The 15,561-nt window shown below is 45.1% G+C and carries 12 protein-coding genes; 1 reads left to right on the forward strand and 11 read right to left on the reverse strand.

Annotated elements, in window-relative coordinates:
* The first annotated feature begins 164 nt into the window (after window positions 1-164).
* On the forward strand, window positions 165-2,129 hold the full coding sequence (locus MHI25_RS18835; protein ID WP_340393941.1) for an AraC family transcriptional regulator: 1,965 nt from the start codon (window positions 165-167) through the stop codon (window positions 2,127-2,129).
* A gap of 89 nt (window positions 2,130-2,218) precedes the next feature.
* On the opposite strand, the gene MHI25_RS18840 is transcribed toward MHI25_RS18835, so the two are convergent.
* The 11 genes from MHI25_RS18840 to MHI25_RS18890 all read right to left on the reverse strand — a co-directional run bounded on the left by MHI25_RS18840 (window position 2,219) and on the right by MHI25_RS18890 (window position 15,486).
* A complete protein-coding gene (locus MHI25_RS18840) occupies window positions 2,219-4,879 on the reverse strand; it encodes a DNA translocase FtsK (RefSeq protein WP_076301620.1) in 2,661 nt (886 codons plus the stop codon).
* Between the two features lie 78 nt (window positions 4,880-4,957).
* Window positions 4,958-5,170 carry a YlzJ-like family protein gene (locus MHI25_RS18845; protein WP_340393942.1) on the reverse strand — a complete coding sequence of 71 codons (213 nt, stop codon included), beginning with the start codon at window positions 5,168-5,170 and terminating at the stop codon, window positions 4,958-4,960.
* Window positions 5,167-5,934 carry an ATP-dependent Clp protease proteolytic subunit gene (locus tag MHI25_RS18850; protein WP_076136428.1) on the reverse strand — a complete coding sequence of 256 codons (768 nt, stop codon included), beginning with the start codon at window positions 5,932-5,934 and terminating at the stop codon, window positions 5,167-5,169. The genes MHI25_RS18845 and MHI25_RS18850 overlap by 4 nt, the downstream gene beginning before the upstream one ends.
* A gap of 202 nt (window positions 5,935-6,136) precedes the next feature.
* Window positions 6,137-7,816, reverse strand: a complete 1,680-nt coding sequence (locus tag MHI25_RS18855; protein ID WP_076127859.1) for a ribonuclease J — start codon at window positions 7,814-7,816, stop codon at window positions 6,137-6,139.
* A 510-nt stretch (window positions 7,817-8,326) separates the two neighbouring features.
* Window positions 8,327-9,202 (reverse strand): 4-hydroxy-tetrahydrodipicolinate synthase, encoded by an 876-nt coding sequence (gene dapA / locus MHI25_RS18860; protein WP_076127857.1) that lies wholly within the window; start codon window positions 9,200-9,202, stop codon window positions 8,327-8,329.
* 16 nt (window positions 9,203-9,218) lie between these two features.
* Window positions 9,219-10,442 (reverse strand): aspartate kinase, encoded by a 1,224-nt coding sequence (gene dapG / locus MHI25_RS18865; RefSeq protein ID WP_036688442.1) that lies wholly within the window; start codon window positions 10,440-10,442, stop codon window positions 9,219-9,221.
* A gap of 260 nt (window positions 10,443-10,702) precedes the next feature.
* On the reverse strand, window positions 10,703-11,299 hold the full coding sequence (locus MHI25_RS18870) for a dipicolinate synthase subunit B (protein ID WP_036688443.1): 597 nt from the start codon (window positions 11,297-11,299) through the stop codon (window positions 10,703-10,705).
* A 1-nt stretch (window position 11,300) separates the two neighbouring features.
* A complete protein-coding gene (gene dpsA / locus MHI25_RS18875; protein ID WP_076127855.1) occupies window positions 11,301-12,197 on the reverse strand; it encodes a dipicolinate synthase subunit DpsA in 897 nt (298 codons plus the stop codon).
* Window positions 12,198-12,734: 537 nt separating this feature from the next.
* Window positions 12,735-13,181, reverse strand: a complete 447-nt coding sequence (gene dut, locus MHI25_RS18880) for a dUTP diphosphatase (protein ID WP_172628834.1) — start codon at window positions 13,179-13,181, stop codon at window positions 12,735-12,737.
* Window positions 13,156-14,424, reverse strand: a complete 1,269-nt coding sequence (locus tag MHI25_RS18885) for a pitrilysin family protein (RefSeq protein WP_036688449.1) — start codon at window positions 14,422-14,424, stop codon at window positions 13,156-13,158. The genes dut and MHI25_RS18885 overlap by 26 nt, the downstream gene beginning before the upstream one ends.
* Before the next feature lie 78 nt (window positions 14,425-14,502).
* On the reverse strand, window positions 14,503-15,486 hold the full coding sequence (locus MHI25_RS18890) for a polysaccharide deacetylase family protein (RefSeq protein ID WP_340393944.1): 984 nt from the start codon (window positions 15,484-15,486) through the stop codon (window positions 14,503-14,505).
* Window positions 15,487-15,561: the final 75 nt, after the last annotated feature.

Consider the following 15,561-nt stretch of genomic DNA (forward strand, 5'->3'; position numbering starts at 1 on the left):
GCTCTACCTTTCTTTTGTGAGTTCTGCATGGATGGCTAAAGTTATTATGACGACTGTCAGGACATCCTATGCATTACTAAAAAAGAAGTAATAGCATTTCATTGTAATTGAGAATAATTATCAACTATAATCGAAATAAGAAAACGTTGGAGTTGATATTAATCATGAATTTAAAGGACCACATTTTATTGTGGAACCACGCATTAATAGAAATTATTGATATACGCCATACTTTTCAACGATCTAGTGATCTGAATTCACATTATCAGCTGCCCTCAAGCGCATTCTTGTTGATCATAAACGGCAAAGCCGAAATACTGATTGACGAGATCCCGCATGAGATCGGCAACTTTCATATCCTTCATGGTGGAAAAGGAATGAACATTCAATTTTTACGCACGGAGGAACTACTGGAGTATTACTTAATTTTATATAAAGCTAACCTTTCACTCGCCTCACGCAACAATCTAAAAGCAATTATGGAACACAATAATCCCTTCAATCTCCAATATGGATTTACGCCTACTAGTCCACTGCCCTTATTTGATAAGATGGAGAACATGTTTACTGATTGGGGCAAAACAGGTCTTTTGGATCGGCTGCATGTTAAAACACTGTTTTATCAATGGATTTATGAGCTGCTTAGGCAGCTGCATACGCTGGAAACACAGTTAATCCAACCTGATCCGCTAAATCAAGCAATTCGCTATATGCAGACTTATTATAAGGAAACCTTCTCTCTTGAAAAATTAGCTAAAGCGGTAAACAGCAGCCCTAGAACATTATCCAGATTATTCAGAACACGACTGCAGACTAGCCCTGCTCAGTACTTAATCAGCATCCGCATGGAAAAATCGAAAATACTGCTCCTGAACACTGAGGCGAGCTTGCATGACATCGCAATTGCAGTAGGTTATCCTGATGGCTATTATCTAGGAAAAATGTTCAAAAAATATTACGGAACCTCCCCTGTCCGATACAAAAATAAATTGATCACCCAACCCAGTTGGCGTGATATGCCATCCCAAGGTGCGCAAACTGACATTGCCCGAACACAACCTCTCCGTTATATTGATTATGATAATCATTATCATTATAACGGAGAAGGGGAATTACCAATGTTTAGAAATGCCAAACCATCCTTACTGCTCACCCTGTTATTATGCTTTACCATAGTGTTAAGCGCTTGTTCCACGGGAACCACAAATTCAAATGCGTCAAGCAATGGGACACCAACCCCCTCAGCAGAAACAAGTACAGGAGCAAATACAGACAAAGCTGCTGTCGAACAACAAACCCGGATAATTTCCACAGTTAAAGGAGACATTGCCGTTCCCACTAGTCCACAAAGAGTCGTAGTTCTTTATTTACTCGGTGATGTACTGGCTCTAGGCATTAAACCTATAGGTGTATCCGATGTGTCCGAGGGTGCTGCATTTGAAGATGAGCTAAAAGATGTGCAAAAGCTTGGCACCTGGTTTGAGGCTAACCCTGAAGCAATCCTTGCTCTAAATCCTGATCTTATCATCGTGCCGTCAGAGGAAACTTATGAAGCCCTCCACCAAATTGCACCAACAGTGTTAGTTCCGTATGAAAAAATGTCAACAGAAGAACGGGTGTCCTTTATTGGACAAGTCGTAGGCAAAGAAGATCAAGCAAAAGAATTATTTACTGATTTCCATAAAAAAGTTGAAGACAGCAAACAAAAGCTGCAAGAAGCTGGTATTCTGGATCACACAATATCCATCATGGAAGGTGGAAAAGACAACAGTATGGCTGTTGTGGCAAGCAAACAATTCGGACGTGGTTCGCAAATCATTTATGAATATTTAGGCATGAAGGCGCCGGAAATCATTCAACAGAAAATAGATACGGCGACTGGTGCGGATGGCGAATCCGTATCCTTTGAAGTCCTTGGCAAATACAGCGGTGACTATATCTTCCGCTCCTCTTATGATGGTATGGCTGATCTGACCCAAAACCCAATTTGGAACAATATCCCTGCCGTGAAAGAAGGCCGTTTGATGGAAATTGATTTTGGATTAGGTTATTACAGTGATATCTATTCTCTAAATGTGCAACTGGATTATATTGTTGAGGCTTTGCTTGCTGCACCAAGAGTCAAATAAGTACTCAGGATACAAAAAAGAGATGGTCCACTTCATAAAGTGGCCATCTCTTTTACTGTCTATTGAAGGTTTCGACGGGCTTGTCCAGCTTAGGAGCTGATCTTGTTATGCTGATATTGCTCAAGTGACACAAGCACCTCACGCGGCTTGCTGCCCTCGTAAGGACCGATGACTCCACGAGCCTCCATAGAGTCAATCAACCGGGCTGCACGGGTATAACCGACACGCATACGACGCTGTAGCAGCGACACTGAAGCCTGCTTAGCCTCCAGCACAATTTGTACGGCCTGCTCGTATAATTCATCCTGTGGCTCCTGATCCTCAGTGATTGTATCATCCACTTCAGGAACGATGGACTCATCGTATTCGGCTTCACCTTGACTGCTGACATATTGAACAATAGTCTCTACTTCTTGGTCGCTCATAAAAGCTCCCTGTACACGAATAGGTTTAGATGCGCCCATTGGCAAGAACAACATATCACCTCGGCCTAACAGCTTCTCTGCACCGGGCATATCCAAAATGGTACGTGAATCCACATTGGACGATACGCCAAAAGCGATCCGGGATGGAATATTAGCTTTAATTAAACCTGTGATTACATCTACTGAAGGGCGTTGTGTAGCGATAATTAAATGAATTCCAGCCGCCCGCGCCATTTGTGCAAGTCGGCAAATTGCATCCTCGACATCATTGGCTGCAACCATCATCAAATCCGCAAGCTCGTCCACAATAACAACGATATACGGGAGAATTGCCGCTGGATTCTCAGCCATTAGCTTATTATAACCTTCCATATTCCGTGTTCCCGATTTGGAGAATAGCTCATAACGCTTCTCCATTTCCACAACAATCTTCTTCAAAGCTAGGCTAGCCCGCTTTGGATCTGTGACAACCGGAGCCAAAAGATGGGGAATTCCATTGTACACATTCAGCTCTACCATCTTAGGATCGACCATGAGGAATTTAACTTCATCAGGTTTAGCTTTGTATAAGATGCTTGTTATAATCCCGTTGATGCAGACAGATTTACCGGAGCCAGTTGCACCGGCCACCAATAAATGGGGCATCTTAGCCAGATTGCCAATAATGGTCTGGCCGGAAATATCACGGCCAAAAGCAATCGATAATCTGGATTCAGCCTCCTGAAAAATCTGTGTTTCCATAACTTCGCGCATGGTAACAATAGACACCTCAGAGTTCGGAACTTCTATTCCTATTGCAGATTTACCCGGAATCGGCGCTTCCATCCGAATGTCTTTGGCCGCAAGTGCAAGGGCAATGTCATCCGTCAGATTTACAATACGGCTAACCTTAACCCCAATATCCGGTTGTATCTCATACCTCGTAACCGCTGGGCCTCTTACTACCTCCAGCACCTTAGCCCGTACCCCAAAGCTTTCAAGTGTTGCTTCTAACTTACGGGCAGTCTGCATATAATCATTCTGATCTCCAGCTTTGCCACCATTGTTAGGTTTGGCTAGAAGACGGAACGATGGCAGCTTATATGGCTTCGGTGGCGGTGGTGCTGGAGGAGCAGGAATAATCTCTCCATCTGGAGAAGCACCTAGCAGGCCTTCCAAGTCTATGCTTACATTCTCCTCAGACTCATCCGTAGGCTGCTGCTTAACGGCATTAGGTCCGGCTACAGCAGGTTTAGCTGCTTCACCACGAGCTGCGGGTGAGAATTCACTCCACTCTTCCCGGTCTTCTTCGTTTAACCCTTCTGAACGGATATGTTCAAAGAAGTCACGAATAATAGGCGTCACAGGTTCAATATCCAGATCCGCATCATCAAAATCATGATCGATATCGTCTAATGGAATTACATGACTATCTGGAGTTAATCCCGAAATAATCGGACCGGTTGAAGCACTTGTCACAATTGGACCCTGATCGTCATCCTCAGAATCTGCTTCCACCTGTGAACGCGTGGACCCTGAGAACCAGCCAGATATTTTTTTCAAAAGGACAGGTTGTTTGCGATTAGGCAAATACCGATCGTCTTCGTCTTCTTCCTCCTCGTCATCATAGACAGGCTGCTTCACCTGCCGAGCTTTAGCTGGGGCAGCGGCTCTAGAAGGTCTGGCCGCTACGGGAACCGCCTTAGGACGGTTTGCAGCATGGAGACGAATCCCCTCCACAAACTTAACCAAGCGCACTCGCAAAAGCGTAAAAATCTCCACATAGGACAAGTTGGTAATTAGCATAAAGCTGATCGCCAGCATGACGATCATAAGCAGCTTAGCGCCCAGACTACCAAAAAGCCATAACAGCGCTGCATACTCCAACCCGCCGATGTACCCTCCGCTTATATCCTTACCCAGCATATAGACATTGCTTTCGTTCGAGCCAGGTGAAAGTGATCCCGAAAGATCATTATGTATTTGTGTCATTACATTGCCAGGATGTAACAAAGACAACGGGCCAAGCTTCTGCTCCATTGCAGATATTGTGCTCATAAGGCACATAGACAATAGAAGCAGAAGCACGCCAGTATGCCTGCTGTTCCACGAGGAAGGCCATCTTCGATGGATCATCACCATAAGTCCATAAAAAATGCCGATAAGCGGCAACACAAAATAAAATCTCCCTAATAAGTAACCCGCCATACTTGAAAGTGAGCGCCCTACGGCTGCTTCACCAGACAGTGCAATGACGGAAATAGTTATTAATAAAATTCCATATATTTCATATTTTAAAACGCTGCCGAGCAGCGCTTTTTTCTTCTTCTTTTTTCGTTTAGCCACGCCAGCCACCCCCGGAACAACATTATACCATATAATGGCGTGGCGTACCTATGTTCTCTTTTGTCAGAAAATGAATCTTTATGTTAATGTAATTATCGAACCTGGAGAGAACGCCGGATCTAGATAACGGTTCAGCGGACAATCCAATAATCTCACAATCCGCGCACGTCCTTCCTCCATCGGTTCAACCTGCATCAGCATGCCCTGCACACTAATTTCTCGGGTTGCGGCATAATTGTTAAATGCCCCCTCCCACACCTGTTCCATTGCAACTACTGTGTACAGTGTCATTGCGTAATCCCTCCTGGAGTCGATGCTGAGAAATCCCCGCCGATCATTCGGTTAAGATGCGCAAGTGCCGCTCCGATCCCGCCGACCTCATCCATCAGACCATATTTAACGGCATCCAAGCCCCCCACAGCCGTCCCGATATCACGATTGAGCTCACCTGTCTTAAACATGAGATCACGGAACTGTTCTTCAGAAATACGCGAATGGGAAGTCACAAATTTAACGACACGTTCCTGCATTTTCTCCATATACTCGAAAGTTTGCGGCACTCCGATCACTAAACCATTCATTCGAATCGGATGAATCGTCATCGTTGCACTTTCAGCAATAATCGAATAAGTGGAGGAAACTGCAATCGGCACCCCGATGCTGTGCCCGCCTCCAATGACTACGGTTACCGTTGGCTTGGAGAGGGATGCAATCATTTCCGCAATTGCTAATCCCGCTTCTACATCTCCACCTACCGTGTTTAAAATGATAAGCAGGCCTTTGATGTTTTTATTCTGCTCAGCTGCCACCAGCTGCGGAATGATATGCTCATACTTTGTTGTTTTGTTCTGTGGAGGCATAACAATATGTCCTTCAATCTGACCAATAATCGTTAAGCAAAAAATATCAGGCTCTCCACTTGGGACTACTGTTTGTCCAAGCTCCTTAATCGCTCCCATTGTAGTGGGCGGCATATTTTCATTAGGATTCGGATTAGTTTCTCCTGGGACAACTTCCTCATTTTTTGCTCCATTTGATCCTTCGATGTAGTTCATCTTCGCAGCTCTCCCTTGTTATATGCAGCTCTAGTCTGCTGTTGCCTTACTAACAATCCTTAGTATGACGTTTCAGGGTGCTGCATTATGCAATTTCAGCTTATGAACATACAAAAACCCCTTCTCCCGTGGAAACCGTCCAATATTTCCGGGGAAAAGGGGCTCAGCCCTAGCTATATATTCATTGAAGGAGAAACTCTCCTTACACTTCCATGATAATTGGCAAAATCATCGGTCTGCGGCGCGTTTGTTCATATAAGAAACGGCCCAGCGAATCTTTTACGCTTGTTTTAAGGGAAGCCCACTCATTTACTTTTTCACTCATCAGGCGTTGCAATGTACTGGATACAATTCGGTTAGCCTCGTCGAGCAGCCCTTCGGACTCCCGAACATAAACGAAACCACGTGAAATGATGTCAGGTCCAGAAACAATTGCACCATTCTGCTTACTAAGTGTAACCACGACAACCAAAATACCATCTTGAGACAGCAACTTACGGTCACGCAATACAATGTTACCAACATCGCCTACACCTAGTCCGTCAATCAATACGTTACCAGCTGTTACTTTACCAGCCTTACGAGCGGCACCGCCTTGGATTTCAACAATTTCACCGATTTCAGTGATGAAAATGTTCTGTGGCTCTACGCCAACCGATTCTGCCAGCAAAGCATGTTTGCGCTGCATGCGGTATTCACCGTGGATCGGAATGAAGAATTTCGGTTTCATCAGGTTAAGCATAAGCTTAAGTTCTTCTTGACTACCGTGACCGGATACGTGAACGCCGGAGTTGGAGCCGCTGTAAATCACATTAGCTCCAAGACGGAACAATTCATCAATAGTACGGCCTACATACTTCTCATTACCTGGTACAGGTGTTGCTGCAATAATAACGGTATCGCCTGGCAGGATATCTACTTTGCGATGACTAGAACGTGCCATACGTGTCAATGCAGACATTGGCTCGCCTTGGCTGCCTGTGCAAAGAACAACTACACGATTTGCTGCCATTCTATTCATTTCTTCCGGTTCGATCAGCATTCCGTCAGGTACGTTCAAATATCCAAGCTCTGAAGCGATGGATACAACGTTGACCATACTACGGCCAATTACTGTAATCTTACGACCCGTAGATTCTGCTGCATTAACCACTTGTTGAATACGGTGCACATTGGAAGCAAAAGTTGCTACAACGACACGTTGCTCAGCCTTGCGGAAAATATCTTCTAGCACAATACCGACATTCTTCTCAGATGGGGTAAAGCCTGGTTTCTCAGCATTCGTACTATCCGACAAAAGAGCAAGTACGCCCTTTTGGCCAATCTCTGCCATCCGATGCAGATTTGCAAATTGACCGTTGACTGGGGTGTGGTCAAATTTGAAATCGCCCGTATGAACAACATTTCCTTCCGGAGTCTCAATGCATACACCCACGGAATCAGGAATACTGTGGTTGGTTCTAAAGAAAGTTACCTTAAGTGAGTTCCCCAATTGAATTTCTGAATCTTCGTTGATCAGAATCCGTTTGGTGTCACCCAGCAGGTTCGCTTCCTTCAATTTGTTCTCTACAAGACCTAAAGTCAATCTTGTTCCATAGACTGGAACATTCAAATTCTTCAGGACATAAGGTAGACCACCGATGTGATCCTCGTGTCCGTGAGTAAGCACAATACCTCTTACCTTGTCACGGTTCTCTGTCAAATACGAGATATCAGGAATTACGATGTCAATACCGAGCATATCCTCTTCCGGAAACTTGAGTCCCGAATCCACGACTACAATGTCAGCTCCGTATTGAATAACATACATGTTTTTCCCGATTTCTCCGACTCCGCCCAATGCGAAAATCGTCAATTTATCGTTGTTGTTTTTTTTGGACAAATGAATCTAACCCTCCTATGATGTTGGACGTCATACTTTTATTGGTAAATATCGAACTTCGATTATTTCAGCGGCGCTGAACACATTTCTTTCAAACAGCCAATAACTTCCAATCGACGAGGAAATTCCTGAAATCTGTAAAATGCGCAATGCGAAAGCTCCCGATTCCGGGCAGTAAAGTTCATATTGAAGCGGACAAACGCCGTCAAAATTCACCGTCGCGCCCCTCGCGCGAAGACATGTCATTTATTTAAACAGACTCATCTTGGGACCTATCCTGTCTCACAATGTATTACATTGACGGAAGATTACCGCATATTTAATTTTAACCGCACCCAGTCACTTAAGATCATTATACATGATTTTTTTGGCAAAAGACAAGTCATCCGCCTCGTATCCAAATTCTTTCCTTAAATTCGCCTCAATATTTCAGAAAAAAAATATAAATGCAAAAACCGGCTCCCTCAATAGAGTAGCCGGTTTAGAACGTACATCAGCAATGATTAATTCTTAGTGAAAAAGTGCTTCAATAAAAGCCGCTTCCGCTTCCGTTGGCGAAATAAGCGGCAATCTGACTCCGCCCACAGGGATCCCCTTGAGTCCTAAAGCATATTTTACAGCTGAAGGATTGGGCAGCGGTTGTGGGCATTCAAACATTCCTTTAAAAATCGGGAACAGCTGGCGATGAATCTCTCCAGCAAGCTGAACATTGCCGGAGGTATAAGCGTAAATCATTTCTGACATCTGCGCACCAACCACATGGCTAGATACACTTATAATTCCGTATCCACCGACAGCCAGACTGGCAAGACCTGAGGCATCATCACCCGTATATACACGGAAATCATCTGAACAAGCAGAGGCAATAAGTGTTACCTGATCTACAGACGCGCATTCTTTCGTAGCAACGATGTTCGGAATCTCAGCAAGCCGCAGGGTAGTGGCCACGCTCATACTTACACCTGTTCTACCTGGAACATTATATAGAATCACTGGTAATGAAGTCTCTGAAGCAATCGTGGAAAAATGCTGATACAGACCTTCTTGATTCGGTTTATTATAATAAGGAACGACCAAAAGCACTCCATCTACGCCTATTTTCTCCGCTTCCTTCGTCAGCTGAATGGAATGTTTCGTGTTATTGCTGCCAGTTCCAGCAATAACTTTACAACGTCCATTCGCCTTTTCCAGCACAAAAGAAAACAGCTGCAGCTTTTCCTCATCGCTTAACGTAGGCGATTCCCCTGTCGTTCCGCAGACAACCAAAGCCTCTGATTTCTGTACCTCAATTAAATAATCGACAAGCTGTGAAGTTACATCCCAGTTGATTTCTCCATCCCCATCAAAAGGGGTTACCATGGCTGTTATTAATCTTCCGAAATCCACTTTGAATTCCTCCTTGTCAGCGGTGCAATTCAAACATAGCATGCAGCGAACGCAGGGACTGCACCATATCTTCTTTTTTCACAAGCACCCATATCGTTGTATTCGAATCCGCGGATTGTAGAATTTGAATGTTTTGCGAGCTAAGCGCCTCAACAATGCGCGCCATAATACCAGGCACACCATTAATTCCGCCCCCGATAACAGAAACTTTGGCACAACCCGACAAACTCTTAGGTCGCAAACCCAGCTGCTGTAGAGCAGAAATAGCCTTCTCTGATTTGTCATCAAAAACCGTATAAAGAGCTTCCGTAGGTGTTACATTAATAAAATCAACGCTTATCCCGTTATCTGCCATACTCTTAAAGATTTGCAGTTGCACTCCGGTTCCGTTACCGTCCGGGCATTCCACAGAAATCTGTGTAACATTGCTGACATAAGCAATCCCTGTAACGAATCGATCCACAATTCCCCCTGCTTGGATATCGTTAAATCCTTCTGGATTCGTAACCAACGTACCTTCAGCTTCTGAAAAGGTTGAACGAACACGAACTGGGATCTGTGCCTGCATAGCAATCTCAACCGCACGTGGATGAATGACTTTTGCTCCCTGATGAGCCATATTGCAAATTTCAGTATAACTAACGTAAGTTAATGGCTTAGCATCTTCAACGATCCGTGGATCTGCTGTAAGAATCCCGTTAACATCCGTATAAATATCCACCATATCAGCATGAAGAGCAGCACCCAGTGCTGTAGCAGAGGTATCACTGCCGCCACGGCCTAAAGTTGTCAAATCACCCGCTTCAGTCTGGCCCTGGAACCCGGTAACAATAACCACCTTATCCTCACGCAGCTCACGGAGAATGCGTTCCGGACGTACATCCAGAATTCTGGCATTACCGTAGTTGCTGTCTGTCAGAAATCCTGCCTGAGCTCCCGTTAATACTGTAGAAGCGATGCCTTCATTCTCCAGTAGCCCACATAGAGTAGTAGCTGAAATAATTTCACCACAGCACATCAAGAGATCTTTTTCCCGGTCTGGAAGTGCATCTCCGTTCTGCACGGCCCAATCCAGCAAAGTGTCAGTTGCGTAAGGCTCTCCACGACGGCCCATAGCCGATACAACAATTACAAGGCTATAGCCACTAGCCAGCTCCCTTTTGACATTGCGGATTACGTGTTCTCTAGCTTGCGGTGTGGATAGCGATGTTCCTCCGAATTTTTGTACCAGAATACCCATGTATAATTCCCCCATTATTATCAAAGCAAACACACTAATCATTCGTGAAAAGATTACGGTACGTGAGCTTATTCGTTAAGTAAGTTGTTAAATGGCTGTACCGCCCTCGAACCTGAGGACGGTAGCAATACTGCTTATATTTTTTTGATAGCAATGAACTTAGCTGGTTCCACTACGTTATCTTGGCATTTCTCATTGCTCATTTGGTGCATCTCCCCTTTTATTGTCCACAACAAAATCAGCCGAGCTCTGTCAATTTTCTATGCTGAATGAAACCGTTCGATGATCATCGGCTGTAGTTGTTTACCTTGCAAAGCGGCATAGCAAGCTTCCGGGATAAGATCCATGCGTGCCACGAGCGAGTTAGGTTTACCCTCAGGGTTATCTTGACCGAATGGTACAAAATAAATATGTTTAGCCACCAGAAGCTTAGCAATATTCGCGGCATTTAGGCCCAATCCATCATTTGTAGATATCGCTAGAACTAGTGGACGTCCGTTGCGCATCTGTGATTTAGCTGCCATTAGCACGGGACTATCCGTCATGGCATTAGCCAGTTTACTCGTTGTATTTCCTGTGCAAGGTGCTATTGTCAGCACATCCAGCAGCTTGGAAGGACCCAGCGGCTCCGCTTCAACAATTGTAGAAATGATATCATTCCCTGTTATATCTTTCAACTGTTTTAACCAATTTTGCGATGTCCCAAAGCGGGTGTCTGTTCCTAGTACAGAGGCAGAAACTATAGGTACTACGTTTGCTCCCCCGTCTACGAAGCGCTGAATTTGTGGCATTACCTCAGCAAAAGTGCAATGAGATCCAGTGATCGCATACCCTACTGTTTTTCCGTGCCAATCCATTTTATTCGTCCCCCTTGATTAAAGCCTCGTCCGAAATCGACTGTACCAGCGCATTTGCCATAATAATCCCAGCGCTTTTTGGAGCTACAATGCCAGGGAGTCCTGGAGCCAGCATCGCCTTAATCCCACGTTTCTCAGCATAACGAAAGTCACAGCCGCCTGGTGCAGATGCCAAATCAATAATTACGCAATGCGGCGCAAGCCGCGAGAGCACCTGCGCGGTGATGATCATACTTGGTATCGTGTTAAATATAAGATCCACATCCGGTACGTGAAGCAGCAGCTCATTGGTCATAAAAGGCTTCCAGCCCATTTCCTCAGCACGTGCATAATGTTCTTGTTTTCTGACACCAACCTTTACACTGGCCCCCAGTCCCTGTAGACTTCGAGCCATTGTAAATCCAGTTCTACCTAAACCAAGCACCATTGATTTCGAGCTGTGAATCGTAAAATCCGTGTTCTGAATGGCCATTACCAGCGCTCCCTCCGCTGTCGGGATAGAGTTGTAAATAGCCACATCATCACGATTAAGCAGTTCGATTAACTTCAGTGAGTGCTTGGTACACATCCCGCGCAAGTAACTTTTAGCCATACCGGTATACACTAAACAATCGGATGGCAGCGCAGTGAAATGCTCCTCCAGAATCGTTAAACGCTCAGAAGAAAATAGAGCACTAATATTTCCTTCATCATCACAGCCTACCGTAGGCAACACTAATACATCTGCATTACTCAGCAGCTCTACCGTCAATTGTTCCAGGCTCACCCCTGGGCTAGGGGTCTCCCACTTATCGAACCCGGCAGCGCTTACCGTCGCATCCAATTCCACACATTTCCGAATCACTTCAAGCTGTCTCGCGTCCCCGCCCAGGAACACGATCCTGACGCCAGTAAGCATAGGGATGACGCTCCTTTCAACATACACTATCGACTATAAAGCATCTTATGCTGGGCATAGTTAATGGGTGAAGAGCGGAAATGAAATCCCCGGCACGCAAGGCTGATGATGAACTAATGGGTTACGGGTTACGGCTGATGAGTTAAGGACCGAGATGCAACTATTTGTGTATTTTTTGCCTTTTAGGAGGAGTTTCGGACTGGAGAGCTCTTATTCGATGTAAATAGGTTCGATAACAGGTGTTATTGATCAAATAGTGACACTGGGGTCCGAAAACAGCCGAATTAAGCAGAATTGTTATAAATAAGAGCACTGCGGTCCGATAGGGGCTTCGTCTTTACTTTGACGGTAGGGTTAGAGTAGTGGCAGAGCGCCAATGAAAATGCTGAGTTTATTCGATGGGGGAAGTCGGGGTTAGTTGTATAACAATCGAAGAATTAAAACTTTGGATAATTAACTCTGCATATCAAAAAAAGCTCACGAATCATGCCTTGGGCATGAATTCGTAAGCTTTTTAAATGAATTGTAACAACAATCTTACTTGCCAGTATGACCAAAGCCTCCGGCTCCGCGTTGTGTTTCGGACAATTCTTCCACTTCCACCAAATTAACCACTGGAACGGCTTGAAATACCATTTGGGCAATCCGCTCATTGCGAGCGATAGCAAAAGGCTCCTGCCCCAGATTGATCAAGAGTACTTTGATCTCTCCGCGGTAATCAGCGTCTATAGTTCCAGGTGTATTCAAGCAGGTAATCCCGTGCTTCAAGGCCAGTCCACTACGCGGACGGATCTGCGCTTCAAGCCCCTCTGGCATAGCCAGTGAAATCCCTGTTGGAATTAATGCCCGCTCTCCTGGTGCAAGTACAATTTCACCCGCAACGGCAGCATAAAGATCATAACCGGAAGCTTGCTCCGACATTTTACAAGGAAGATTTACATCCTCGTTTCCAGCAAGTTTATTGATTTGTACGTAATAAGACAAGATCATCTCTCCTAACATTTGCAATAGCTTTATCTGATGAGCCTACCATCGCTAAAGAAAGCGGCTCCGCGAACATATGGTCCAGCACACTGTTGATATTGTCCATCGTCACTAGCTGAATTTTGGCGATCATATCGTCCAATGTATTATGTCTTCCGAGCATAAGTTCATTTTTTCCGATACGGTTCATTCGGCTGCTAGTGCTTTCGAGACTAAGAATGAGGCTGCCTTTAAGCTGCTCCTTACCTTTTCTCAGCTCATCTTCACTGAGGCCGTTGGTAGCAAGTTCGTACATCATTTCCTTGATTAACTCCATGACATCCTTTGTTTGCTTGGGCGCTGTTCCAGCATAGACCGTAAACAGACCAGAATCTGCCTGGGAGCTGTGATAGGAATACACCGAATAAGCTAATCCGCGCTTTTCACGAATTTCCTGGAACATGCGGGAGCTCATCCCTCCGCCTACGGCATTATTAATCAGCACCATAGCATACTGCAGGGGATCGCCAGAACGGACACCTGGTAAGGAAAGACAGATGTGATTCTGCTCTGTTTTCTTGCGGTGAAATAAGAGCTCTCCATAGTAATCTGGTGGAGTCAGCGGCGCACTTGTACCATGATTATCAAAAGAACCAAAATGCTGTTCCAGCAGTTCAATCAATCCATCACTGATGTTGCCGGCAACGCTTATAACCGTATTCTCAATCGTGTATTGTTCCTTCATATACGCCCGAAGATCATCCGGCTTCATCTCCATTAGCCGTTCCTTCAAGCCAAGGATGGAATACGCAAGCGGATGGTCCTTGTAGGCAGCAGCACACATCAAATCATGCACAAGATCATCCGGCGTGTCCTCGCACATGGAAATTTCCTCAAGGATGACATTCTTTTCTTTCTCCAGCTCTTCAGCATCCATCCGTGAACGGAAGAACATATCCGCTAACACATCTACAGCGATGGGCAGATGCTCATCCAATACTTTAGCATAATAACATGTATATTCTTTTGAGGTAAACGCATTTACATTGCCGCCGATGGCGTCAAACTGCTCAGCAATATCCTTGGCGCTGTACCGATCCGTACCTTTAAAAAGCATATGTTCTACAAAATGGGATATCCCGTTGTTTCCAGGATGTTCATTCCGAGAGCCTGTCTTTACCCAGATTCCGAAAGAAACGGACCGGCCGGTCGGGATTTTCTCCATTACCACTCGTAAACCATTGGATAACACTATTTTTTCCACTTCAAGTCCTCCTGGCTAATAGCCATGTTCTATCTAATTTAATTACACGTGCCTATAATCCTACCAGAAATACAGCTCTCACTCAACATTAGAGGGGATTAGCCGCTCTGCTGAGAGCGTTTGACTTACTGTGCCTAGCTGTAACCCTTTTGCTTTGATTCCACGTATCATGGCCTTCAGAGCTTTGGAGGATGCGGCTGTGGGATGCATTAGGACTAAAGTGCCCGGTTCCGCTTTGCTTGTGATTTTGGCAACCACAGATTCAGGAGACGGATTACGCCAATCTACGGTATCCACGGTCCAAAGTACGGTTTTGAGCCCTAAACTGCCTGCAATTTCTACGGTCTCCTGATCGAAATCACCAGAAGGGGGGGCGAACCATTTATTAGTGACTCCAAGCGATTCCTTTAACAGCTTTTGTGTCTTCTCAATTTCTACAGTAGCTCGTGCACGACTTAAAGTACTCATATTAGGGTGGGTATAAGCGTGATTCTCCATCTCATGACCGCGTTTTAGCATTTCTTTAGCCAGCTCCGGGTTTTTACTCAGCCAGCTCCCATCCAGAAAAAACGTAACTTTAACGTTTTCTTCATCCAAAACATCCAACATTGGCACAATGTACTCATTTCCCCACGCCACATTAATCATCAGCGATACCATCGGCTTAGCCGGATTCCCACGATATATAGGTTCAGCTCCCAGTTGATTCAGGGATATCTGTGGTTCGATCTGCCGATACACAAATTTTATAGGTTCTTTTGGTGCCAAAAGAGCATTCCGATATGTACTCTCTACATCAATTTCAAGCCCGTTATAACCCGGAATCGCCTTCCATACCCGATCAACCACAGCATTCACTGGAGGGGCATTAAGCTTGGCTGCGGCGGTCTCAATCCGTGTCCGAAGATCATTGTTCTCCGCCTTAGAAATATCCTTCCACACAGCTAGGTCATCCTGCGGCTTCAATTGCGCAAGCATGTCCTTTACGGGTCCCTGAGTGCTGCCAATTCCTATCACGATCGCAATACAAGCAACCACTAAACCCACTTTTTCCGTCTTCATGACGACTTCCTCCCCGGTAGAAACGACTTGTAGTCCGTTCCACACGAATACAAAGACACTTTGTCCCAATCTATG

The organism is Paenibacillus sp. FSL E2-0177, from assembly GCF_037992975.1.
Taxonomy (GTDB): Bacteria; Bacillota; Bacilli; order Paenibacillales; family Paenibacillaceae; genus Paenibacillus_AQ; species Paenibacillus_AQ odorifer.

Bases quoted from the DNA above. Each gene is read 5' to 3' on its own strand.
- MHI25_RS18835 (WP_340393941.1), top strand. From the start codon at position 165: ATGAATTTAAAGGACCACATTTTATTGTGGAACCACGCATTAATAGAA.
- MHI25_RS18845 (WP_340393942.1), bottom strand. From the start codon at position 5,170: ATGACACTGTACACAGTAGTTGCAATGGAACAGGTGTGGGAGGGGGCA.
- MHI25_RS18850 (WP_076136428.1), bottom strand. From the start codon at position 5,934: ATGAACTACATCGAAGGATCAAATGGAGCAAAAAATGAGGAAGTTGTC.
- dapG (WP_036688442.1), bottom strand. From the start codon at position 10,442: ATGGGTATTCTGGTACAAAAATTCGGAGGAACATCGCTATCCACACCG.
- MHI25_RS18870 (WP_036688443.1), bottom strand. From the start codon at position 11,299: ATGGATTGGCACGGAAAAACAGTAGGGTATGCGATCACTGGATCTCAT.
- dpsA (WP_076127855.1), bottom strand. From the start codon at position 12,197: ATGCTTACTGGCGTCAGGATCGTGTTCCTGGGCGGGGACGCGAGACAG.
- MHI25_RS18890 (WP_340393944.1), bottom strand. From the start codon at position 15,486: ATGAAGACGGAAAAAGTGGGTTTAGTGGTTGCTTGTATTGCGATCGTG.